The 23,083-nt window shown below is 48.7% G+C and carries 19 protein-coding genes and 1 tRNA gene; 13 read left to right on the top strand and 7 right to left on the bottom strand.

Annotation, left to right across the window (positions count from 1 at the left end):
- The first annotated feature begins 98 nt into the window (after positions 1–98).
- Positions 99–1,727: a hydroxylamine reductase gene (gene hcp / locus NWF04_05725; protein MCW4006076.1), complete on the top strand. Its 1,629-nt coding sequence runs from the start codon at positions 99–101 to the stop codon at positions 1,725–1,727.
- A gap of 43 nt (positions 1,728–1,770) precedes the next feature.
- Here the strand turns inward: hcp and NWF04_05720 are convergent, their stop codons facing one another.
- Positions 1,771–2,346 (bottom strand): flavodoxin family protein, encoded by a 576-nt coding sequence (locus tag NWF04_05720; GenBank protein MCW4006075.1) that lies wholly within the window; start codon positions 2,344–2,346, stop codon positions 1,771–1,773.
- Positions 2,347–2,508: 162 nt separating this feature from the next.
- On the opposite strand from NWF04_05720, the gene NWF04_05715 reads away from it, so the two are divergent.
- From NWF04_05715 to NWF04_05700, 4 genes are all read left to right on the top strand, one after another.
- Positions 2,509–5,112: a PQQ-binding-like beta-propeller repeat protein gene (locus NWF04_05715; protein MCW4006074.1), complete on the top strand. Its 2,604-nt coding sequence runs from the start codon at positions 2,509–2,511 to the stop codon at positions 5,110–5,112.
- A gap of 136 nt (positions 5,113–5,248) precedes the next feature.
- On the top strand, positions 5,249–6,679 hold the full coding sequence (locus NWF04_05710) for a B12-binding domain-containing radical SAM protein (protein MCW4006073.1): 1,431 nt from the start codon (positions 5,249–5,251) through the stop codon (positions 6,677–6,679).
- 275 nt (positions 6,680–6,954) lie between these two features.
- Positions 6,955–7,608 (top strand): hypothetical protein, encoded by a 654-nt coding sequence (locus NWF04_05705; GenBank protein MCW4006072.1) that lies wholly within the window; start codon positions 6,955–6,957, stop codon positions 7,606–7,608.
- A gap of 106 nt (positions 7,609–7,714) precedes the next feature.
- The gene (locus NWF04_05700) at positions 7,715–8,032 is read left to right on the top strand and encodes a hypothetical protein (protein MCW4006071.1); all 318 of its coding nucleotides are present in this window, start codon (positions 7,715–7,717) and stop codon (positions 8,030–8,032) included.
- Positions 8,033–8,063: 31 nt separating this feature from the next.
- Here NWF04_05700 and NWF04_05695 read toward each other — a convergent pair.
- A tRNA-Pro gene (locus NWF04_05695) sits at positions 8,064–8,142 on the bottom strand.
- A 173-nt stretch (positions 8,143–8,315) separates the two neighbouring features.
- A complete protein-coding gene (locus tag NWF04_05690) occupies positions 8,316–10,817 on the bottom strand; it encodes a PQQ-binding-like beta-propeller repeat protein (protein ID MCW4006070.1) in 2,502 nt (833 codons plus the stop codon).
- Positions 10,818–11,007: 190 nt separating this feature from the next.
- Between NWF04_05690 and NWF04_05685 the strand changes: the two genes are divergently transcribed.
- Together NWF04_05685 and NWF04_05680 are read left to right on the top strand one after the other, a co-directional pair.
- Positions 11,008–11,331 (top strand): hypothetical protein, encoded by a 324-nt coding sequence (locus NWF04_05685; protein ID MCW4006069.1) that lies wholly within the window; start codon positions 11,008–11,010, stop codon positions 11,329–11,331.
- Between the two features lie 71 nt (positions 11,332–11,402).
- Entirely contained in the window at positions 11,403–12,047 is a 645-nt protein-coding gene (locus tag NWF04_05680) for a hypothetical protein (GenBank protein MCW4006068.1), read from the top strand.
- Between the two features lie 129 nt (positions 12,048–12,176).
- On the opposite strand, the gene NWF04_05675 is transcribed toward NWF04_05680, so the two are convergent.
- Positions 12,177–12,857, bottom strand: a complete 681-nt coding sequence (locus NWF04_05675) for a hypothetical protein (GenBank protein MCW4006067.1) — start codon at positions 12,855–12,857, stop codon at positions 12,177–12,179.
- Positions 12,858–13,005: 148 nt separating this feature from the next.
- On the opposite strand from NWF04_05675, the gene NWF04_05670 reads away from it, so the two are divergent.
- Positions 13,006–14,058 carry an inositol-3-phosphate synthase gene (locus NWF04_05670; protein ID MCW4006066.1) on the top strand — a complete coding sequence of 351 codons (1,053 nt, stop codon included), beginning with the start codon at positions 13,006–13,008 and terminating at the stop codon, positions 14,056–14,058.
- A 2-nt stretch (positions 14,059–14,060) separates the two neighbouring features.
- Here the strand turns inward: NWF04_05670 and NWF04_05665 are convergent, their stop codons facing one another.
- Positions 14,061–15,164, bottom strand: a complete 1,104-nt coding sequence (locus NWF04_05665) for a bifunctional phosphoglucose/phosphomannose isomerase (GenBank protein ID MCW4006065.1) — start codon at positions 15,162–15,164, stop codon at positions 14,061–14,063.
- A 102-nt stretch (positions 15,165–15,266) separates the two neighbouring features.
- Between NWF04_05665 and NWF04_05660 the strand changes: the two genes are divergently transcribed.
- A complete protein-coding gene (locus NWF04_05660; GenBank protein MCW4006064.1) occupies positions 15,267–16,133 on the top strand; it encodes an RNA methyltransferase in 867 nt (288 codons plus the stop codon).
- Here NWF04_05660 and NWF04_05655 read toward each other — a convergent pair.
- A complete protein-coding gene (locus NWF04_05655; GenBank protein MCW4006063.1) occupies positions 16,130–17,374 on the bottom strand; it encodes a hypothetical protein in 1,245 nt (414 codons plus the stop codon). The genes NWF04_05660 and NWF04_05655 overlap by 4 nt on opposite strands.
- A 208-nt stretch (positions 17,375–17,582) precedes the next feature.
- Here NWF04_05655 and NWF04_05650 point away from each other — a divergent pair, with 208 nt between their 5' ends.
- The 3 genes from NWF04_05650 to NWF04_05640 all read left to right on the top strand — a co-directional run bounded on the left by NWF04_05650 (position 17,583) and on the right by NWF04_05640 (position 19,491).
- A complete protein-coding gene (locus NWF04_05650; GenBank protein MCW4006062.1) occupies positions 17,583–17,789 on the top strand; it encodes a hypothetical protein in 207 nt (68 codons plus the stop codon).
- A 211-nt stretch (positions 17,790–18,000) separates the two neighbouring features.
- Positions 18,001–18,219, top strand: a complete 219-nt coding sequence (locus NWF04_05645) for a hypothetical protein (GenBank protein MCW4006061.1) — start codon at positions 18,001–18,003, stop codon at positions 18,217–18,219.
- 165 nt (positions 18,220–18,384) lie between these two features.
- Positions 18,385–19,491, top strand: coding sequence for a hypothetical protein (locus NWF04_05640; protein ID MCW4006060.1), 1,107 nt, complete (start codon positions 18,385–18,387; stop codon positions 19,489–19,491).
- Positions 19,492–19,601: 110 nt separating this feature from the next.
- Here the strand turns inward: NWF04_05640 and rpl12p are convergent, their stop codons facing one another.
- Entirely contained in the window at positions 19,602–19,919 is a 318-nt protein-coding gene (gene rpl12p, locus NWF04_05635) for a 50S ribosomal protein P1 (protein MCW4006059.1), read from the bottom strand.
- A 333-nt stretch (positions 19,920–20,252) separates the two neighbouring features.
- Between rpl12p and NWF04_05630 the strand changes: the two genes are divergently transcribed.
- Positions 20,253–23,042, top strand: coding sequence for a cation-translocating P-type ATPase (locus tag NWF04_05630; GenBank protein MCW4006058.1), 2,790 nt, complete (start codon positions 20,253–20,255; stop codon positions 23,040–23,042).
- Positions 23,043–23,083 lie beyond the last annotated feature (41 nt).

Genomic DNA, 23,083 nt, shown 5'->3' with positions numbered 1-23,083 from the left:
TGTTTCTTTGGAATCCCAAATATGTGCGGGACAATTGCTATGTGCGCCCAAGCCTAATGGTTGGGTAGGTGAAATGTGTGAGTCAAGTTAAGAGTGAGATGTTTTGTTGGCAGTGTGAGCAGACTGCGCGGGGTCAGGGTTGCACCGCGTTTGGTGTTTGCGGAAAAAGCCCTGATGTTGCGAACTTGCAGGATTTGCTAATTTATGTGTTGCGTGGTGTTTCGCAGTTGGCAGTGGAGGGACGCAAAGTCGGCGTAGTAGATGAGCAAACCGACGTGTTCATTGCAGAAGCAACCTTTGCCACGTTAACAAACGTTAATTTTGACCCCGATGACCTCATACAACGATACATCAAACAAGCCGTGGAGCTGCGTGAGGCTCTCAAAGCCAAAGTCAAAGCCGCAGGCGGCAAAACCGACCTTGGAGCCGCCGTGGATTTCACGTTAGCAGACACCGCAGAGGGCATGGTTTTGCAGGGCAAAAAAGTCGGCATCCAATCTGACGTGCCCGAGAACCCTGATTTGCGGGGGCTGCATTGGCTTTTGATTTACGGCATCAAAGGCGTTGCGGCGTATGCGTATCACGCTTACCGGTACGACGAGAAAGACCCCAAAGTTTTCGAGTTCATAGAGGAAGGTTTAGCCGCCACGTTAGACCCCAAATTGGGTGTTAACGATTTTGTGGGGTTGGCGCTTAAATGCGGAGAAATCAACATCCGCGCCATGGAGCTTTTGGATGCGGGCAACACCAAAACGTATGGTCACCCTGTTCCCACAAAGGTTCCTCTGGGACACAAGAAAGGCAAAGCTATTCTTGTTTCGGGGCATGACCTGATTGATTTGGAGCAGATTCTAAAGCAGACCCAAGGCAAAGGCATCACAGTGTACACGCACGGCGAAATGCTCCCCACCCACGGCTACCCAGAACTCAAAAAGTACCCGCACTTCTACGGACACTACGGCACAGCATGGCAAAACCAAATCCGCGAATTCCCCGCTTTCCCAGGCGCCATACTGATGACCACCAACTGCATCCAAAAACCCGCCGAAACCTACAAAGAAAACATATTCACCACAGGACCCGTAGCGTGGCCAGGCGTAAAGCACATCGACGGTGAAGACTTCTCAGCGGTAGTTGAGAGGGCGCTGGAGCTTCCTGGCTTTGCCGAAGACTTCGAGGGCAAATCGGTTATGGTGGGCTTTGCCCGAAACGCCGTCCTAAACGTCGCAGACAAAGTCATAGACGCCGTAAAGCAAGGCAAAATCAGGCATTTCTTCCTTGTCGGAGGATGCGACGGCGCCAAACCCGGACGCAGTTACTACACTGAGTTCGTGGAGAAAGCACCCAAGGACACAGTGGTCTTGACGTTGGCGTGTGGCAAGTTCCGTTTCTTCGACAAAGACTTAGGCGACATCGGCGGTATCCCGCGGCTCTTAGACATTGGGCAATGCAATGACGCGTACAGCGCAGTTGTTATTGCTCAGGCGCTATCTAAAGCCTTTAACGTGGGACTCAACGAGTTGCCGTTGTCTATGATTTTGTCGTGGTATGAACAGAAAGCCTGCGCTATACTGCTTTCACTGCTGTATTTGGGCGTAAAAAACATCCGCCTTGGACCCAGCTTGCCTGCGTTCATAACCCCCAACGTGCTACAGGTGCTCGTGGACAACTTTAACATCATGCCCACAAAAACCGCAGACGAAGACCTAAAAACCATACTGGGCTAAAAAAACAGCCCCCACCTTTTATTTCAAAAAGAAGAAGAGGCGGTTAGGCATTTATTTTTTTGATGAGCCACGCCATGTTTTTGCCCAAGTCATTCATGGTTTTCATAGCTTCAGGATCGTTTTCTACGTCGCCTTTTTTGCCGCCTACCCCGATGTTCCAGTAGCTGCTGCCAGGCACTACCATTTGGCTAATTAAGAACAGGTGGTTTATGGCATCAAACGTGGCTATGCCTCCTGCGCGTCTTACTGCTACAACTGCTGCTCCGACTTTGCGTTTGAACATGTCCCCGTTGGCGCGGGCGACGAATCCTGCTCGGTCAATTAAGGCTTTCATTTCGGGGGTCATCATGCTAAAGTACGTGGGCGAGCCCAGTAATATGCCGTCGGCGGCGTGCATTTTTTCGATGTATTCGTTGACTTTGTCGTCTTCGATGATGCATTGTTTGTTCTTTTTTTCTTTGCAGATTTGGCATGCTGTGCAGCCGCGGATTTGCTGCCCCGCTAACTGAACCAGCTCGGTTTCTATGCCTTCAGATTCGAGAACTTTTAAGACACGGTTAAGAAGAACCGCAGTATTCGCGTCTTTGCGTGCACTTGCGTTAAACGCAATAACCTTCATTGTCTAATCACACAAAAAATACTGCAAATTGTTCAATAAAAATCAGTCGCTGCCTCATACTGAGAAAAACCCGAGGCTTTAGACCGAGACATAGTTTACAAAGTTTTATTAACCGTACTATTGGAAATAGTTCCTACTTATCAAATAGGAGAAAAAAGATTCTTGAACAAATCTTTATCGAAAACTGCAGTTGTTACTTTGACCTTAGCAGCTATACTGGCAACGTCGGCATTTATGACCCTGCCCACAACTAACGCTGAAAGCTGGACAATGACCCCCTACATCTACCTCACTGCAATACCAAATCCTGTACAAGTCAACCAGCCCGCATATGTAACTGGATGGTTAGACTTGACCCCGCCATACCCCTTAAGCTGGGGTGGTACACCTTGGCAGGGTATAACCATAGAAGTTAGAGAACCTGACGGTGCAACCGAGACTTTAGGTCCATTCACCGCAGACACCATCTCTGGCTTTTGGGCTCTATATACCCCTGACCAAATTGGAACCTACACCTTCACAGCGCACTTCCCCGGGCAAACAATTAATGTCCCCGATGTTGGAATTGCCGCTGGGCAATGGCTAAACGTCGTTGGCGACCACTACTTTGAACCCAGCGACAGTTGGGAAGTTGAGTTGGTAGTGCAGTCAGACCCCATTCCAACATGGCAAGACACTCCTGTTCCTGACTCCAACACCTACTGGACTCGCCCCATAAGCGCAGTACACAGGAACTGGAACACCATAGCAGGAAACTGGCTAAGCAACCCAACTAACGCATACGCAGCCTACACCCGAGCACCCGAAACAGCACACATCAACTGGGCCAAACCCGTATCTCTTGGTGGTCTTGTCGGAGGCGCAGAATATGACTCCCACGCATACCATCAAGGATTAGCCTATGAAGGCAGATGGCTAAACCCCGTTGTCATTAACGGTGTACTCTACTACAAAGAATACGGTCACGGACACTCACAGTACTGGACTGACATCGTAGCAGTTGACCTACGAACAGGTGAAGAACTTTGGCGCAACAACAGCACAGGCCGCGGCGACCCCGTAGATGTACGATTAACAGGCGGTGGTGGCCAATACGGTAACTGGGAAGGTTACCCCACGCTGAGCTTTGGACAAATCTACTACTATAGCTCGCCCAACCAGCACGGAGCCTTTGGTTATCTGTGGGCAACTGGTGGACGTGGAGACACAGCCCGCTGGGATATGTACGATGCCTTCACTGGTGACTGGATTATGAGCCTCACAGGCGTACCTTCGGGAACACGAACCTTTGGTCCAAACGGAGAAATCCTGATATACCAAATTGACACCCGAAACGGCTGGATGGCACTGTGGAACTCAAGCGACGCTATACCCATCGGTGGACCCCTTGGAACTGACGCTTGGCAATACAGGCTCTGGCCAGGAGCAACCATTGACGTAAGCGAACCCTACATGTGGGAAGTTACAGGTGCAGGTGGACCCGAATTCCTTGTAGACCCCTACACTTGGAACGTATCCATACCCACTGACTTGCCTGGACGCATCTGGGCTGTTCTAGACGACCGTATCATCGGCTATAACTTGGGAACAACCTACTATAGTTATGACCCCTGGACGGTTTGGGCTATAAGCCTAAAGCCTGGTGAAGAAGGACAATTGATGTGGCGCAAGGATTACCACGCACCCGCTGGCAACATTACAATGCAAACTGGTGTTGTAAGCGCTGAAGACGGCGTATTCGTACTGCGTGAAAAAGAAACCATACGCTGGGTCGGCTACGACTTAGATACTGGTGAACAGATCTGGGGACCAACCGAGTCTCAAGTTGCTTGGGACATCTTTGAACCTCAATCAGCAGTTGCATACGGCAACTTCTACACAGTCGGATACGGCGGAGTAATCTACTGCTATGACATCTCAAACGGCAATCTAAAATGGACATATGAAGCCTCAGACCCCACAGGTGAAGGACTCTACGGTCAGAACTTCCCGCTCAAGATGGGCACAATTGCTGACGGAAAAGTCTACGTTGTAACCAGCGAACACTCCCCCATTGACCCTCTGCCACGCGGCGCCAGACTACGCTGTGTCGATGCATATGAAGGCAACGAAATCTGGACCATACCCCACTGGAGCGCAGTACAACACGGAACCTACGTAGTAATCGCAGACGGCTACCTAGTAGACCTTGACTCCTATGACATGCAACTTTACGCCTTTGGCAAAGGTGAAACAGAAACAATCGTTTCCGCCTCACCCAAAGTTGTATCGTATGGCAGAAGCGTCCTAATTGAAGGCACCGTTACTGACCAATCCCCAGGAGCCAAAGACCTACCAGCCATCGCTGACGCAGACATGACTGAATGGATGAAATACGTCTACAAGCAATACCCACTCTCACAAGATGTCAACGGCGTTCCCGTAACCTTAACTGCTGTCTCCTCTAACGGCGACACAGTAACCATCGGAACTGTCACAAGCGACGCAAGCGGCATGTTCAAAGCCATGTGGACACCCCCAGACGCAGACTGTGAATACTCCATAGTCGCAGCGTTTGACGGAACAAAATCCTACTGGCCCTCATGCGCAGAAACAGCAGTTGGCGTAGAAGCAGCACAAGCAGGCGAAGTCGTCCCAACACCAAGCGTAGCCCCACCACCAACAACAGGTAACCTACCAACAGAAACCTACATCGTCATAGCCGCAGTAGCCATCATCATCGTAGCCCTAGCAGCAGTTGCAATGGTCCTACGACGCAAAAAATAAACACCTAAAACCAACAATTCCCCCTTTCTCTTTTTTTGTTTAACTGCCTGTTTGCTATTTTCTTTGGTTTTTGCTGTTTTGTGGTTTACCTAAAGATTTATTTGCATACTATGGTGATAGAGACTAAACGAGCGTTATGAGGTTCTGTCTTGTTAGTGTTAGCCCTAATGAGGGAATTGACCCCCGTGAGGCTAGAAAATCTATAGCTGCGTTTCCGCCGTTAAGCATCTTGTATTTGGCTGCGGTTTTAGAGCAAGCGGGCGCGGAGGTTGCAGTTTTGGACCAGCCCGGGTTGGGTTTGACAGTAGATGAGACGGTGGCATGGATTCTAAGGCAGGAACCTGACGTGGTAGGTTTCTCAGCGTTAGCTTCTTCAGGACAAACCGCAGCGTTACTAAGCAGCAAAATCAAACAAAAACGCCCCGACACAATAGTGGTCTTTGGCAATCACTACGCAACGTTTAACGCAAAACGCATCCTCGCAAAGTACCCGCAGGTGGACGTGGTGGTTCGCGGAGAAGGCGAAAAAACCGTCACGGAGTTGGCGTTATCAGTAGAAAACGGCGAGAACTTCAACGCGGTAAAAGGCATAACCTTTAGACGCAACGGTGAGGTAGTAGAGAATCCTGACCAGCCCCTGATAAAAAACATTGACGAGTTGCCCTTCCCAAACCGCGGCTTACTAGATGTTGATTATCATTGTTTGATGGCGGGGGCAAATGTGGCACCTAAAAAGTTTACCAGCATAGTCACCAGCAGGGGCTGCGTTTACAGTTGCCGTTTTTGCAGCTGCACCCAAATCGCCAAGAACCTTTGGCGTCCACGCTCTGCAAAAAACACGTTAGAAGAGCTAAAACTGCTCTACGACGAAGGCTACCGGCAACTGATTTTTGTGGATGATAGCTTCACGTTAAACCCCAAACGCGCCATAGAAATCTGCAGAGGCATGCGCAAAGAGAAGCTGGATTTTGAGTGGATATGCGAGGGCAGAGTCGATAACTGCAGCTACGAACTAGTTTACGAAATGGTAAAAGCAGGACTCAAAATCCTCTACTTTGGCATCGAAAACGCCAACCCGCGAATCCTAAACTACTACAACAAAACCATAACCCCCCAGCAAGCCGAAAACGCGGTGCGAACCGCCAAAAAAGCAGGCGTAGACGTCATCGTCGGCTCCTTTATAGTCGGTGCCCCAACTGAAACCCGCAAGGAAATCCAAAACACCATAGACTTTGCCAAACGCGTCCCCATAGACCTGCCCCAATTCAACATCTTGGGCGCACATCCTGGAAATGACATCTGGAACGAATTCATGGCTAAGGGTCTGCTACGTGAGGAGGTGCATTGGGAAACAGGCGTGGGCGTATGCACGATTTCCCCAAACACAGTGCCCCAAAAAGAAATACGAGAAATGATTCACGCCGCCTTCTATCAACACGTCAGGCGACCCCTCTTTTTGTTGGATCAGCTTGCCCGCACCATACGCAGCCCCTGGAGACGCCATATAATCCTAAGCAACCTCCCCCACATAGCAGACATACGCGAAGGCACCCAAAACGTAACGTAGCGTTATGCCCATCTGTTCTTTGACCTTGATGAGGTTGATTCTTCAAGGCGCTGTTGGATTTTGCTCTGTACTCCTTAAAACGGAAAAAGCATAACTGCCACTTGCATCTGCCAGACGGATTTACGCTTTGGCTTTTCAGGAACAACGGCATGCCTGTTTTTTACGCATCATTTGCTGCCGAAAATTTGCATAAACGAATCCAGACAGTTGCGTGTTTAGGAAATAAACGAAAGTGATATCAGCGTGTTCGGTTTAGGCTGTATTGTGATTTTGCTATGTCAAAAGATATCGGTCAAGGTTTAAGCAGAGAACAAACCGAAAAAATCGCAAATCAACTAAAAGCCATCCGTTCAAATCCTGAGTACAGGTTTGATCAGGGCAAATCGGCTTACACCCTTAATAGACAGCAAGTTGAAGGGATAAAACAGGTTGCAGAGCTTGTAAAGTCGTCTTTACCTGCTTCGTCTGCGAAGAATGCTGTGATGAAGTTGTTGGATTCTGAAGTGAGCTATTTCCAGCAGATAAGCGAGCTTAACCAGCGGCGAAACGTCCAAATAAAAGAGCTCTCCACAGTCATCATCGGACCAGACGGGCGCTCAATCATACCTTTTGCCCCCTTGCCCATGAGCAAAATGCTACTAGTTGGCTGGGACAAAGAAGGCAACGAAGTATACTACAACACCGACGATGGATACTACTACACCCGCGACAGCGCAGGAGGCAACACGTTTACCCGATTCAACGGCAACTACATGGACGATAACGGCACATTACACTCTGCCGAAAGAGAAGCCCAAGACTGCGGCTTTTGGCAATACCTCTACAGAAAATTCGGCTTTGACGACGAACACCTAAAATTCCCAGACAGCATCATCAACACCTGGGACCTAAAAAACAAAGTACGCCCAGACAACAACTGGTTTGAATAAAACCCTCTTTCTTCTCTTTTCTTATCTGCAACCCAGCAGTTCACAGCCCTTATATCTAACGAAACAGCTTATCTAGCATAAGGCAAATATTTTTGGTGAAAAAGTTTTGACACAATCGATTTACCGTTTAAATGGAGAATATTTCGGGTTTATTTGGCAAAACCGTTTTTTTGACAAACAATCCAACTATATCGGCTGGGTAGACGGCACCCAAGTCTGGACAACAAACAATGAGTACCTAGGCGAACTCGTACAAGGCAGATACATCCTGCGCTCAACCAAATCCGCGCCAATTCCACAATGCAAAGGCACCTGCCCAACACCCGCCCAACCAGAAAAACCCGCCGACTGCCAAAACATAGCCGCAGCAGACCCCAAAACCCTAGAGCCCAACGAATACACCGACGCCCTAAACAACTACTAAAACCAAATCAAAACAACTGCGGATTAGGTGGTGGTGGGGCCGCTGAGATTTGAACTCAGGATCGCATGCACCCCAAGCATGTATCCTAATCCAAGCTAGACGACGGCCCCACAAGGTTGGTCGCGGTCTTTTGGGGTGTGATGTAGTTGAAACGTTGTTGTGCTTTATTTCCCTTTTCCTGACACATTGAAAATTTTTGTTTTTACTGGTAAAATTGAGTCCCTTTTTGGTTAAGCGTAAGTTTGCTTTTGGGTTTTGGGGTGGTAAAAAAGAGGGGGTTGGGTTATTTGCGTTTGTGTAGGAGGATTGCGGCGGCTGCGACTATGATGATTATGGCTGCGGCTGCAATTGCTATGTAGGTGGTGGTTGGTGTTTCGCTTGTTGGTGGGGGGGCGCTTGTTGGTGAAGCGGATACTATGGGGTTTGCTGAGGTTTCCCCGATTGACATGGCGGTTTCTGCGTAGGATGCAAAGTAGGAGTTGGTGCCTTCGAAGGTTGCCATTACAGTATAGACGCCTTCAACTGGGGGTGTCCAGGTAGTGCTGTATAAGCCATTCATGTCGCTGGTGACATAGCCGATGTCTTGCACGTTATTGTTTGGGTCAAGTGCAGTTAGGTGCACGGTGACTCCTTGGGCATCTGCGGGAATTAGCTTTTGCATGTAAAGGTGCTCCATCCACTGAGTCATGTATTGGTCGGCAATTGCGGGAGTGTCTTTGGCGCCTGGTGACTGATCAGTAACTGTGCCCTGTATTAGGACGGGTGTGTTTAGTGGGACAGTTGTGTCGGGGGCTAAGACTGTGGTGGCTGTTTGTCCTTTGCCGTAGCAGTAGAGGCGGTTGTCGTAAAGGTTGAGGTCAACTAAGTAGCCGTCGGCTATGGCGGGTCGGTTGCCCCAGTGGTCTATAGTCCAAAGTTCAGCTCCGTCTTCGATGTTGATGCAGCGTATTTGGGAGCCACGCCATTGAGGCTTTGTAGGTGAGTGCTCAGTAGAGTACATGTAGATTTTACCGTCGGCTATAGCTCCTAATGACAGCGGGTAATTGCCGTAGTATGATTCAAAGCCTATGCCCTCTGCAATGTATGTCCAGTCCAGATTACCTGTGGGCAGGTCGTAACAGTAGAGGATTCCGCCGTAGCCATACGAGAACAGTTTGTCGTAAGCCATAGCACCGCCCATTCCGTACATGTCCCATGATGTCTGTGGAACAGTAGAAGTCCACATTTCTTGTCCTGTGGTGAGGTTATAGCAGTACCATTCGCGGGTTTCTTTTATCCAAACAGCGTATGCGTTGGAGCCAACGTTGCCCATGTTCAAGGTTACATTACCAACTGGCCAGGGTCGTTCTTTTATCCACAGCAGTTCGCCAAAGCTGTCGGGGTTTAGGCTAATTGCGCAGTCAGTGTAGGCTGTAGGGGAAGGAAGAATTGTCTGGTACAACCGTGACATGCCTGTGGAGAAAAGCAGTATCTGGTTTTCCGAGTCAATTCCGCTAACAGATGCATCTGGGGGTATTTGACTTGACAGTGTCGAGTTCATGGTGTATCCGTATTGGGCGTCAATTATTTGGTTTGGTTTGGGTCGCCAGTTCCAGTAATAGTTGCTTCCCGCTTCATAGCTTGGGTACATGATTGCTTCGCTTGTGTTCCAGCAGGCTATCCATGAGTTTTCTCTTCCGACGTTGTAGATCAGGATGCTTCCATCGGGGCTATCGCTCTTTAGTGAAGCACTAAATGCAGCTCCCGTTGAAGGCACATTTATTATGGTGCACAAGTCATTGCCGTTAAACGCGTCATACATGTACCAAGTGGAGCCATCGGTTTTCCATAGATAAGCAAAGGTTCCGTGCTGGTTGGGCGATTCAAAATCGTACACTTGACCAAAATTCACGGTATCGTTTTTCCACCACAAGGTTTCTCCAGTGCGCAAGTCAACACAGTAAAAACCTGGGGGATAACCATCGATGACGTATCGCAGGTCTGGGTACTCGTTGTAGTAGAGTCTACCTTGTATTATGATGGGGGAGGGGATGTATCGTTGGTATGAAAGTCCGTCGTAGTAGGGGATATCCTCGAATTGTCCGCCTGCTATGCCGCCAAAGGTTAATTCGCGGGTCCAGACTATGTGTGACGTTTCGGGTGCTGTGGTGTAGGGGTTGAAGCTGCTCGGGGGCGTTGTTACCCAGTTACCAGAGATTTGTCCCCAGAGACGGTTTTCGGCGTATATTGGGCGTTCCCAGTAGCTATTTGGCAGTGGGTTTTCAGGCCAGAATTCGCGTTCTTCCTGTGTAACTGTGATGGTTACTTCTTCGCTTGTGCTGGGTTCGTAGTAGTCACCTATGTATTCGGTGTAGCGTGTGTAGCCGCTTGGGTTAACGGGTTCACCAGTTATTGTGTCGCCAGGGAAGTGGAATTGAAAAGTGTAAGTGCCAGCTTGGTCGGGGGTGTATGAGGCGTAGCCAGAACCCACGGGGTCAGATGTGAAGGGTCCTATAGTGGTGGTGCTGCCGTCGGGTTTTGTGACTTCAATTGTAAGGTCGTCCCAGCGGTCTCCGTATGCACCGTTTGCGGTCGGAGGCACCTTGTCTAGCCAAACTGTTATCACCAAGGGTTGACCTACACCGACTGATGTAGGAGCTACGCTAATGAAGGCATATGTTGGGATGCTCCAAGAAGGGTCATGCGCTGAAGTAGTGTTTATGCTTGCTGCAAAAGCAGATATAGACAGAAGAAGAATCAAAGTGGCTGCAGAAAACAGTTGTCTGTTACTAATTTTCAGGTTCATTTTTTTGTTCTCCTTAAATTAGCAAAAGCATGTTTCAAATCAGAACTATATAAAATTTTTCAATTTATAGAAACCCACTATATAATACTGCAAACCCAAATCAAGCAGCAAAAACCCTGACATAAAATAGCTACAACCAAGAGCACATAAACAGAAAAACAGGCGCATTACACTTGGCGGGTGCATTGGTTTGGATGAAGTTTTTGTTTTGGGCATATTGTGGCTTTCGAAGCATTCTCTTTTAGGCTCTTGGGTATGCTGGTTTATTGCGAGGACAGAAACAATGGTGGATGTTGAAGCACATCTAAAGCAGCGGTTGCCTTTGATTACGTGTGAGTGCGGTTTTGAGATTTTGTTGGTTCCTGATTTGATGGGTATGAATCGTGCGGTGGAAGCTCATGTGGCAGAGCATGAACGCGAAGAAGGCACAGTAACTGCGGAACGTATACGAAGGTTGCTAATTGATGAGGTTTTGAAGAAAGCGGGCGAAGTAGGTTTTAAACTGTTCACGTAGCAGCGCCGTTTTTGGTTGTGCGGTAAAGTTTTTATGCCGTTTGGGCGCAACAGTTACTTGTAGGTGATGTTGTGGCTTTAATTTTGCAGATGCTTGCAGACAAGACATTGAGCAAAGAGGAGCTCTACCAGAAAGTTGAAGACGATTTTAGTTTACTACAGCACGTTCTTGAAGGCGTTTCTTCCCCCAAAGCAGCCATCCGATACGGCTGCAGCAAAGTCCTCATGGACCTAACCGAAAAACACCCCACACAAATCTACCCGCACATGGACTTTTTCATGTCCCTCTTAGACAGCAAATACCGCATCCTCACTTGGAACGCCAGCGCCGCCATAGCCAACCTATGCAGCGTAGATACACAAAAAAAGTTCGACCCCAACTTTGAACGCTACTTCGCTCTGCTAAACAGCGACTACCTAATAACCGTCGCCAACACCGTAAACAACGCCGCAAAAATCGCCCAAGCCAAACCGTATCTCATCCCCAAAATCACCAACGCACTTTTGCAGGTAGAAAACCTCCAATTAACCCCACACCTAACCGCAGAATGCAAACGCATAATCGCCCAAACCGCCCTAGACACCTTCGACAGCTTTTTTGAAACGTTAGACCCGCAAGACAAAACCAAAGTGCTAACTTTTGCAGAAAAACACAAAAACAGCAGCAGACAAAAACTCCAACAAAAAGCCAACCTGTTCCTAAAAAAATGGAACTAACCCTCACACAAGTCCCTTCCCACCCAAACCAAGCTCTTTGACCCCCCTCCCCCTATGGTTTCTGCATACAATTAATATCAGCATCCTAATAGGCTGCTAATAGGTTTGGTGAAAGAAAGGTGTGGGGTTTTAGCTGAGGTATTTGGCGTTGATTTTTGGGATGCGTGGGAGTTCGGGTTTGGCTATGCATTCTAGGAAGCGTAGGCCGTTGGTTGGGTGGAAGAGTTGGGCTGAGGGGCTGTTTCGGATTATCCATGCGGTGTCAAGACCCAGTTCGGTTCCTGCGCAGGCAAGGACGCGGGTTTGTTGTGGGATTGCTGCGGCGTCGGTTGCCATGAGTACGGTTTCTAGGCACACCAGAGTGCCTGTGGAGATGAGTTCTAAGGTTTTTGCCATGATGTCAAGGGCTGTGGTTTTTTTGAGGTGGCTGCGCATGGAGAAGGTGGGTCCAAACAGGGGGATGGTTCCGCGTACGACCTGCACGTTGAGCTCGGCAAGTTTTGCTTGGTTTTTCGCTGTGAGGTACATAGGCACTTCTTCGAGCCCTTGTTTGACCCAAGAGTCGCGCCGTGCCTTAAGCTCGGGGATGTCGGCGAACACGTCCTCGTTCATGTTATTCACCTGCAAACTCATACCCTGCGGACAAGTCACACAAACAACCTTCTTGCCGCTGATTCTCTGGGCAACTTTAACGGCGCTCTCACCCGTAACAGAAGCCACAACCACGCATTCCACACGCGCTGCATCTTTTGCGGCGGCTTCCACAACTTGAAGAGTGTTTGCAGGTCCAGGGCGCTCAAAAACTATCATACAAGATTAATCTCCACCGTAAAAGTACCTATCTGGAAAATAAAAGCGTAAGCTTCCCCGCGAGTTTACAAACCAGCTGCTGTGTGGGGACACTGTATCCTTTTATAGGGAATTGTGAATAAGAAAAGCCAAGTAGTAGGTGGCATGGATGCCGAAAGTTAAAGTTGCATTAGTTGGCGTGGGTAACTGCGCTTCAGCCTTGATTCAGGGGCTGCAATATTACGGTGCGCCCAAACAGGATTTTGTGGGTTTGCGAAATCCCAGTTTAGGCGGCTTAACTCCCAAGGACATCGAAGTGGTAGCGGCGTTTGATGTTGACGCGCGCAAGGTGGGCAAGGACCTTTCAGAAGCGATTTTTGCTGCTCCAAATAACGCGCCCAAAGTTGCGGATGTGCCCAAGTTGGGTGTGGTGGTGCAGAAGGGTTCGCTGCTGGATGGTGTTGGCGAGTCCACGGGCAAAGTTGTAGAAGTTAGCCAAGACCCCACCGTTGACGTTGTAGCCGTGCTTAAGAGTTCGGGCGCTGAGGTGGTTTTGTGTTTGGTTCCAAGCGGCGCATCCGTAGCTTGCGAATTCTACGCGCACAGAGCTATAGAAGCAAACTGCGGCTTTGTAAACGCTACTCCAACGTTCATAGCCAGCAACGCACAGTGGGCAAAACGCTTCACCGACGCAGGCTTACCCCTAATCGGAGACGACTTAGTTAACCAAGTAGGCTCCACGGCGCTACACAAAACGCTACTACAGCTGCTAAGCAAGAACGGCGTGAAAATCGACGAAACCTATCAGCTAGATGTAGGCGGCGGAACCGAATCCTTAGATACCATGGAGCGTACCCGCAACGCTAAACGCGAGATAAAAACCCAAGCCGTAGCCTCCTCGCTGCCCTACAAAACCGAAGTCGTCGCGGGCTCAACTGATTACGTGGATTTTCTGCAAAACAAACGTGACAGCTACTTCTGGGTCAGCGGCACATACTTTTGCAACACTCCCATGCGAATTGACCTCAAATTCTCCACTGTAGATGCCCCCAACGCAGGCAGCGTACTCTTTGATGTGTTGCGCGCTATGAAGTTGGCTTTGGATAAGAAGGAGAAGGGTGTTTTGGATGCGGTTTGTGCTTACGGGTTTAAGCATCCGCCCAAGATGTTGCCTCTGGAAGCTGTCGAAGAAGCTTTCAAAGCATTCGTTGAAAAAGCTTAGGTCTATTTTGCCGCGAGTTTTTCTAGTTCGCGGATTACTTTTTCTTTTACTTTGTTTTCTTCAAGCTGTTTTTTGAGGGTGTTTATGCTGTTGACGGGCGTGGGGTCTACGTTGCGTAACAGCGCCAAGTATACGCTTACAAAGTCTCCGACAAGCACGGTGGAGAGCATTTTGGCAAGGTCATTGTCGCCGCGCGCCCAAAACTCGAACTGTTTAGGCAACACAGACTGCATTAGACCTTTGGTGATTTTAATTCGGCTGCGAATAGCTACGGATTCAGCTTGGTCGCGAACCAAAACGGCAGCGTAATCTTTGCCTAACTGAGTATCGTTTTCCCAGCCGACAATCTCGTTATGATTCAGTTCGCTAAAAACTTCCCATTTCGCGGGCACCTTGCTGTTTTCGTTAAACTGCTGCTTCCAACGCATAACCACGCCGCGGTAAATGTCAGAACCATACACGACAGGTGCTGCGCCATGCAAATTCAAAGCCAAAGTCTTTGAAGGGTTTGTGTCTGCGGGTTTTTGGGGTGCGTTCTCCACGCTGATTTGCTTCATGAGGGTGATGGCTTGGGAGAGGTCTTCTAAGGTACGCGGGGCAAACCCGAGTTTTTCCATACAGACAAGCAAGGGCACAAACAGATGCGGCAAGGCAGCACGCGGCTGCATACCCCCACGCACTTGCAGGTACGGCAACCCCAGCTTTTGGGCGTATTCTAGCATGGGTCCGCCTGAGGTTATGCAGAAAATCATGCAGTTGCGTTTTATAGCATCTAAAAAGCTGCTAAGGGTTTCCTCGGTTTTTCCTGAGTAACTCACCATGAGCGCAAGGGTTTTCTCGTTGGCATACGCGGGCAAATAGTAGTCTTTGTTGACTTCTATAGGAATGGGGACGCTGTTGTGGGTGTAGTCTTTGATCAGTTCGCCGCCGATGCCTGAGCCGCCCATGCCTGCAATAATTATGTTTGCGGGTTTAGAGTAGTTTAAGCGGATTTTTTGTGCGTTTTCTGCTGATTCCCTGTAATGTTTTGCGGCGTCAACACAATAGGAAAGCATGTTATCTTTGTCAATTGACCGTGTTGCATCTATATTATCGACAAATGCCATGAGCTAATCTCCCAGTTACCAATGCATCTGCAGGTTTATATTTGATTTCTGGATTCCTATGCTAGACATACAATCCCTATTTTCCATCGAGGATGAATACGCGTGACTAAAAAACAACTGATTATAGCAGTACCCGCCTCAGTAATCGCCGACACCCCGCATCTAAGAGAAAAAACCGCCAAAATCGGATCCATTGGACGCGCTGGGGCAATCTTTTGCGTCGACGAAATAATAGTCTACGCCGACGACCCTAAAACCAAGCAACACCGTGACTTAGAACTCATAGAAACCCTACTCAGCTACATGGAAACTCCCCAGTACCTGCGCAAACGACTCTACGGAATCAAACCTGAACTACAGTTTGCAGGAATCCTACCGCCCCTACGAACGCCCCATCACCCCCTCAAAGGAAAAATCCGCGATTTGCAGGTGGGGGAATACCGAGAAGGAGTGGTTGTTTCCAAAGCCAAAGACGGCGTGATGGTCGATGTTGGAGTTGAACGAGCGGCGTTTTTGCCTAAAGCGGATTGCGTGGTTAATTTGCGTTTGACAGTGAAGATTGCGCGGGTCAAGGACGGTAACGTGGAGGTTGAGCTTGCCAGCCGCGACGAAATTAGCCAGTACTGGGGTTATAAGGTCACAGTTGAAACTAGGTCGTTGAGCCGGCTCTTAGAGAACCGCTGTTTTGACTTGGTCATTGGCACCTCCAAGTTTGCCTACAGCTTCCAAGAAGCCAAAGAAAACATAGGCAAACAATGGCAAAAAGCCAAAACCGTCCTTGTACTGTTTGGAGCACCCACCCGCGGGCTCTTTGAAATCGCCAAAGACGAAGACGAAAACATAAACGACTTAGTCGATTTTATGCTAAACACCGTGCCCAACCAGGGAACTGAAACCGTGCGAACCGAAGAAGCCCTACTTGCAACCCTTGCCCTGCTAAACGTGCACTTCAACGGCGGCACTCGTTAACGAGCTTGGGAGAATTGCGTGTCTGCGTTGGATAGCAACAAGCCGCTGAAAAAAGCTACGGCGAACCCAAGAATCATTATGCCCCAAGACAACGCCAAATTGTAACTGGACAGGGAAATCTGGACAAAAACTATGTTTGTGAGCAAGGGCGCAACGGTTACTAAAATTGCAAATGCTTGGTTTTTCTTTTTTACAGCATAAAAAGAGCCCATTAAGCCTAAGCCAAACGATGCTATGCCTGAGCAAAGCAGCAGCCAATCAAACCCATGCAGCACACCTTCTATCCCAACCAATCCCCAGTAAAGGCTAACAACAGACGCAGCCGCCAACAACAAACCCCCAAGAAAAGAGAAATCCTTCCGCCCAAACGAAAAACCGCCCGTAACCCTGCGTTGAGAAAGAAAATGCAAAAACAACAAAGCAACAAAACCGACAAGCCCCGCGGCACCGGCAAAAAGCCAGAGGGGAGCGTTTGCGTTGTGGGTGAAGCTAAAGCCAGTGTGGTTTGTAACCCAGTCTTCCTGTGAAACCTCGACGTGGACGTAAGCAGTAAAGAGCATGTTTGAAACGTTTGCCGTGTAAACTCCTGCATTTGAGGTTGTTTGGGCTTTGACGCCGTTTATGGTTACCGTTGCGTTTTGGGCGGCTTTGGGCAGAAATGTTTGGTTGTTGTAGGTTGCCCATGCAGGCAATGTTAAGCCTTCGGGTGGAAGCAGCATATGGGTAACGTTAACGTAGACCTCTGTTTCCCCCAAAGCGGCGGTGGAGCAGTCTACAAGGGATACCTCAAAAGTGTCCCACCAAACAACCATTGGCTGCGCCTGCAACCCAAACAGGTTCTCGCCTGCATCCAAAAGCTCACCCGTCCACTCAGCCCCATCAGAGGTAACCAGCTTCGTTGGCGTGAACGTTAAAACCTGAGCGTCCAAGCAGGAGTAATTAAAAAAGCAAAGTCCACGAGAAACATTGAGGCTCAAAGTGTTGACTACAGTGTCTTGGCTGTTGGTTACCTGTATGCTTAAGGAAGCGTTTTCTATGGCTTGACCTGCGTTGGCACCGTAACTCCACAGGGCTTCAAAAGAAAACGTGTTGTTTTTGCCTGCGGGTAGGTATATGGGGCTGTCGTTGGGGTAGGTGGAGCTTATGGTGACCCAGGAGGCAGCTGGAGTCGCATTTGCGTTGGGAACACAAGTAAAAAGTAGCCCTGCAACGAAGAAGAGAACACAAACATGTACAAACATATGGTTTAACTTGAAGTTCATGTGGGACTCAGCTGCAAATACCGTTCTTGCGATCAACTAATAAAACCTTTCAGTTCACAGCTACTTCCGCAGTGGCTTGGAGTTTTTTGGAGTATTTGACGGCAACCTTTATGTTTAATGCGACCCTCTATTAGATATAATCGGGAATTATTTTTTTGAGTATTTCCAAGGATTGAAAGAAAAAGAGGTGAATGTTATAACACAAAAAACGCTGTTTGAAGCCAAATGTACCGCCTGCGGTGGAACTGCAAGGGTTCCCTTTGAACCAACTGAAGGCAAACCTGTTTACTGCAAAGAATGTTACGCAAAACACAATGCCAGAGTACAAGAACAGACCCGCAGGAACGTAAGTTTTGAATCCAAACATGTATGGGCAAGGCGAAGAAACAGATAAACCCAAAACAAGTAGCCACTTTAGCTCCCCAGAACTATCGCGTACGCCCTAAAAATCAAGCCACACAAAACGAAGGGGAGCAACAACGCATCTTTTAACCTGAAGGCTGCTTCACGGTTCTTTTCCTTTTCTACAAGCCACTAAACTAAGCAATTCAAACTCTTTTTACAGACGTTTTATGCTCCCAGACATGTTTATCTGAGGGTTTGGGATGGATAAGTTTAAACCATTGGTTGTAGATTGTGGTTTTGTGCAAGCTTGTTTTGCACCGACTGCAATAGGAGTTGAAATAGTGTATAATAGAGAATTCCACAAGGCTACCTGTGCTGACTGCGGAAAGGAATGTGAAGTTCCATTCAAGCCAGACGGTACTAGGCCAGTTTACTGCCGCGAATGTTATGCTAAACGAAGACCACCCCGAAGATACTAAGCTCCATTTTTAAGCTAAGGTCTTCCTTCGTTTTCAAGCATCCTTTTTTCATTTACTGCCAAGTTTTTGTTTTTTGCATCCTGGTGTTTTTGCGGGTTTCTTCAGGTTTGTTGCCGCTTTGGATTCGGGTAAAGAATTAAATGCCCGTGTGATAGTTGGGTTTCTATGCGATTCGACATCCTCATGCCCTCGATACTGTTCATTGTAACGCTAGTAGCTACTTTTCTAAGCACAAAAGCCGAAACCAAACTAAAAGCTACGGTAGAAGAACGTGAACTGCAAACCCGCGACACCCTACTCATGGCGGGCATGATTGCCGTTGCCGTTTCCATAGTGGTTTTCATACCCAGCATGGCCATTTTAGCCCTGTTCTTGTTCTCGTATTCCTCGCTGCTCTTCACTGTTTCCTACACGTTTTCCGACATGAAAAACAACCGCCTTATGCTCTACTGCGGAGTATTCATAATCGTAAGCATAGTAGCAGGCGCCGCAGGTTTTCTGGGGGCAATGCCCGCTGAATTGCAGCTTTACGGCACCTTGGCATTTGCAGGACTAGCAACATACGCCTTCGCCGTCTTAGTTATTGCACAAAAACAGGGTGCAAAACAGCGGTGGTACCTAGGAGCGTTGGCGCCTGCGTTGTTCTTGTTTTCGTTCTTTTTCTTTAGCGGTATGTTCTCAGAAGCAGGCACGCCGTCAGCGATATGGTTCCCGTACTTGGTGGATGTTTATGGCATACTTTTTGCGATACTAATCGTGGTGTACTTGAGTAGCTTGTTTAGCTGGAAAACCGTGTTCATATTCGGAGCCGCCCTCACCATCATGGACATCATCTTGGTCTGGGTTACAGGAACCATGCTTGAAGCCGCCGAACACATCTCAGGCTTAGGCTTACCCGTCCTAGTAGCATTCCCAACAATACCTTTCATCTACAACGCCGAGGGCGCCATACAAATCCTAATGCTAGGACTAGGCGACTTCTTCTTCTCAGGCATACTCATAACACAAACCTACAAACGATACGGAAAGAAAATCGCGCTGATAGCTTTGGCGGCAATATGCATATCCTTTGGTATATTCGAACTCACATTGATAAATCCAGAGTTGTCCGCGATGCTGCCCTCAAGAGGATTACCCGCAACGCTGCCAATTATTCTGGGCTGGCTACCTGTTGTCGGAGCAAAAATGCTTGCTGAACGCGGAAAACAACCCCAACCAGCACAGCCAACGCCGCCAACAACTTCGTCAACAGCGCCTGACCCAGCCATCTAAGCCCTATTTTTCACTTAGTTAGTTTTTGGGTTCAGAGAAGGTTTGTTGAAAAAGAAAACGGTTTAGGATGTAAATTAGGGTAGGAATTAAAATGAAGGGAGTGGGCGAGTTTACCCGAATAGTGCTCCGAGTCCTTCGAGTGCTTCCTCTTCTTTGGCTTTGTCGTCTTCTGCTTTCTTGGGTTCTTCTTTGGGTGCTGCGGGTTTGTCTTCTGCTGGGGCGGCTGCTGGGGCGGCGGATGCTGCCATCATCGTGGGTGCTGCCTTGATTGCTTCATCAATGTTAACTTCGCTTAGTGAAGCAACTAATGCTTTGACTTGTACTGCATCAACAGTAACTCCTGCTGCAGTAAGGACGCTTGTAACTGAATCTTCAGTTATTTCTTTACCTGCCTTGTGAAGAAGCATTGCGGCGTAAATATTTTCCATACTTTTCACCTCTCTATTCGGGTATTTTAACCTTTGTAGGTTGTGAACTTGCGTTCTATTGCGCTTAGGAGAAATACCCAATTCCTTAAGAACTTTTCGTCCCATACCGCCCCAAAACTTTAGGCGCGCCTCTGTAAAGCGGGTTTTTGTGTCGAGGCTATCTATTAGCAGAAACGTGGTCTTTTCGCGGGTTTGCATGCATGATTTGAGGCTTGTTTTGAGGGTTATGGAGCAAAAATGAGGCACTGCAAGGAGGTTTGGTGTGGATGGTGCAGAAACATCTATAGGTGTAAATGAGAAAGGGTTAGCTGAAATCGGAGTTGTTATGTCACAGTGAAACCTTGGCACGCCCTAAAACCTGAAGAGGCACTTGAGGAACTTCAAACTAAACAAGAAGGCTTAACCGCTGAAGAAGCAAAAACCCGCATAGCCAAATACGGACCCAACGAACTCAAAAAAGAAAAAGGCACCTCCCCCATCAAACTATTCCTGTCCCAATTCACCGACATCCTCATGATAATCCTGCTAATCGCCACAGGACTCTCTTTATGGATAGGCGAAACCATCGACGCACTCATAATCGTAGCCATAGTCATCGCAAGTGCAGTGCTAGGTTTCACTCAGGAATACCGCAGCGAAAAAGCTGTAGAAGCCCTCAAAAAGATGACGGCGCCAACCGCCACGGTGCTGCGCGACGGGAAAGAAACTACCGTTCCCGCCGCAGAGCTAGTGCCTGGCGATGTGATTTTGCTATACACTGGCGATAAGGTTCCAGCTGACGCACGGCTTCTTGAAGCACACAACCTCAAACTAGACGAAGCCGCCCTAACAGGCGAATCCGCGCCAGTTGACAAAACCACCAAAGCGTTGGCAGCTGACACACAGCTTAACGATATGCGTAACTTGGTTTTCACTGGAACCGTAGTTGTTTACGGCAGAGCCAAAGCCGTTATCACAACAACCGCCATGGAAACAGAGTTTGGCAAAATCGCCAAGATGGTACAAACAACCAGCCAAGAAAAAACGCCGTTAGAGCGGCGCATGGCAAGCGTGGGCAAACTAATCGGTGTCCTTGCCGTGGTCATATGCATCGGCGTTGGCACGGTGGGCATCGTTGTTGAGCAGCGTCCGGTCCTTGAGATGATCCTGTGGGCTGTTAGCCTTGCCGTAGCCGCAGTTCCCGAAGCGTTGCCCGCAATCGTAACAGGCGCATTAGCCATTGGAATGTACCGCATGGCAAGCGTCAACACCATCGTAAAGCGGCTTCCCGCCGTAGAAACCTTGGGCAGCACCAGCGTCATTTGCTCAGACAAAACAGGAACCATGACAAAAGGCGAAATGACCGTCCAACGCATCTACTTCAACGACACCGCCATGAAAGTCACAGGCACAGGATACGCGCCTGAAGGCGAATTCCAAATAGAAGACAAAACCGTCACGCCCGACGAGCAACTAAAAACGCTTCTAAAAGTTGCTTCGTTGTGCAATGACTCCAGCTTAGAGAAAGACGTCCAAAGCAACAAATGGAAAATCAAAGGCGACCCCACAGAGGGCGCATTAATTGTTACCGCGGCAAAAGCTGGGCTTTGGAAGGAAGAGTTATACAAGCAAGAACCCCGCATCGCTGAAGTGCCGTTTTCCTCTGAACGCAAACGCATGACCACCGTGCATGTAGCAGGCAAAAAGAAAACTGCCTACATGAAAGGCGCGCCTGAAGTGGTGCTTCAAAAATGCACGCGTATACTACACAATGGTAAAGTCGAAAAACTAACTGCAGAACACAAAACAGAGCTGCTAAAGGTTACTGAAGCGATGGCGTTGCAGGCGCTGCGAAACTTGGGTTTTGCATACAAAGAACTCCCTGCAGACATGGACAGCTTTGATGAGACCATTGAAAAAGACCTTATCTTTGTAGGCATCATGGGCATGATTGATCCGCCACGCGGCGAAGTAAAAGACGCCATCAGCTTGTGCCGTAGCGCAGGTATTCGCGTTGTCATGATTACAGGAGACCACAAGCTCACCGCAACCGCTGTAGCTAAAGAACTTAACCTGCTGGGCGAGAAAGACGAAGGCAAAGTGCTTACAGGTCCTGAACTAGAAGCAATGACTGATGAGCAGTTGGTCAACGCAGTTGAGAACACCGTCATTTACGCCAGAGTTTCACCAGAACACAAAACACGCATAGTCAAAGCATGGAAGACCAAAGACCAAGTCGTAGCCATGACCGGAGATGGCGTAAACGATGCACCCGCCCTCAAAATGAGCGACATCGGAGTTGCCATGGGCGTCACAGGAACCGAAGTAACCAAAGAAGCCGCCGACATGATCCTTGCAGACGACAACTTTGCATCCATAGTCAAAGCCGTAAAAGAAGGCAGAGAAATCTTTGACAACATCAAGAAGTACCTAACCTTCCTGCTGCAATGCAACATCATGGAAATCCTCGTTATGTTCATAGCCGTCGTCGCAGTCCCCTACCTCGCCGAGGTGTTTTCGCCAGGTCTGAGCTCAACTATCATCGGACAAGAAAACATCTACAACGCCGCAATCGCCCTAACCGCAGTGCAGATTCTCTGGATCAACCTAGTCACAGACGGTTTGCCTGCCATAGCTTTAGGCGTTGACCCCGGTGACCCTGACTTGATGGAGCGCAAACCCCGCAACCCCAAGGGCAGCATATTCACGCGCGACGTAAGGATGTACCTGATAATTACGCCCATCATAACAACGGCTTTGATGCTGTTTGCATTCTTTAACAGCCAACCGTGGCTGGGTCCTGAGCAGCTTGCGATGGCAAGAACGCAGTTGTTTGTCAACATGGTCGTGGTAGAGTTAGCCATTGCCTTATCTGCGCGTTCACTCAAGTACCCCGTGCTCAAAGTCGGCTTGTTCAAGAACAAGTACCTATGGTACGCTTTGCTGTCCTCCTTTGCCCTACAACTGCTCGTGCTCTACGTACCCGGCATCCAAGAAATCTTCCTAGGCGTAGAAGTTGAAAGCGTGATGTACATGTACGCGCCCGCACTCATGGACTGGGGTGTTGCACTACTGTTTGCAGCCATCGTCTTTAGCTCATTGGAAGTAGGCAAATACATTACAAGCAAACGAAGAAAAGCATGAGGCAGACACCAAGGGTTTATATGCTAAAACGGTGAACAAAC

The organism is Candidatus Bathyarchaeota archaeon (genome assembly GCA_026014465.1).
In the GTDB taxonomy this organism is placed as follows: Archaea; Thermoproteota; Bathyarchaeia; order Bathyarchaeales; family Bathycorpusculaceae; genus JADGNF01.
This window is presented reverse-complemented; position numbering and strand designations above follow the sequence as displayed.

Bases quoted from the DNA above. Each gene is read 5' to 3' on its own strand.
- hcp (MCW4006076.1), top strand. From the start codon at position 99: ATGTTTTGTTGGCAGTGTGAGCAGACTGCGCGGGGTCAGGGTTGCACC.
- NWF04_05720 (MCW4006075.1), bottom strand. From the start codon at position 2,346: ATGAAGGTTATTGCGTTTAACGCAAGTGCACGCAAAGACGCGAATACT.
- NWF04_05710 (MCW4006073.1), top strand. From the start codon at position 5,249: ATGAGGTTCTGTCTTGTTAGTGTTAGCCCTAATGAGGGAATTGACCCC.
- NWF04_05705 (MCW4006072.1), top strand. From the start codon at position 6,955: ATGTCAAAAGATATCGGTCAAGGTTTAAGCAGAGAACAAACCGAAAAA.
- NWF04_05690 (MCW4006070.1), bottom strand. From the start codon at position 10,817: ATGAACCTGAAAATTAGTAACAGACAACTGTTTTCTGCAGCCACTTTG.
- NWF04_05675 (MCW4006067.1), bottom strand. From the start codon at position 12,857: ATGATAGTTTTTGAGCGCCCTGGACCTGCAAACACTCTTCAAGTTGTG.
- NWF04_05670 (MCW4006066.1), top strand. From the start codon at position 13,006: ATGCCGAAAGTTAAAGTTGCATTAGTTGGCGTGGGTAACTGCGCTTCA.
- NWF04_05665 (MCW4006065.1), bottom strand. From the start codon at position 15,164: ATGGCATTTGTCGATAATATAGATGCAACACGGTCAATTGACAAAGAT.
- NWF04_05655 (MCW4006063.1), bottom strand. From the start codon at position 17,374: ATGTTTGTACATGTTTGTGTTCTCTTCTTCGTTGCAGGGCTACTTTTT.
- NWF04_05645 (MCW4006061.1), top strand. From the start codon at position 18,001: ATGGATAAGTTTAAACCATTGGTTGTAGATTGTGGTTTTGTGCAAGCT.
- NWF04_05640 (MCW4006060.1), top strand. From the start codon at position 18,385: ATGCGATTCGACATCCTCATGCCCTCGATACTGTTCATTGTAACGCTA.
- rpl12p (MCW4006059.1), bottom strand. From the start codon at position 19,919: ATGGAAAATATTTACGCCGCAATGCTTCTTCACAAGGCAGGTAAAGAA.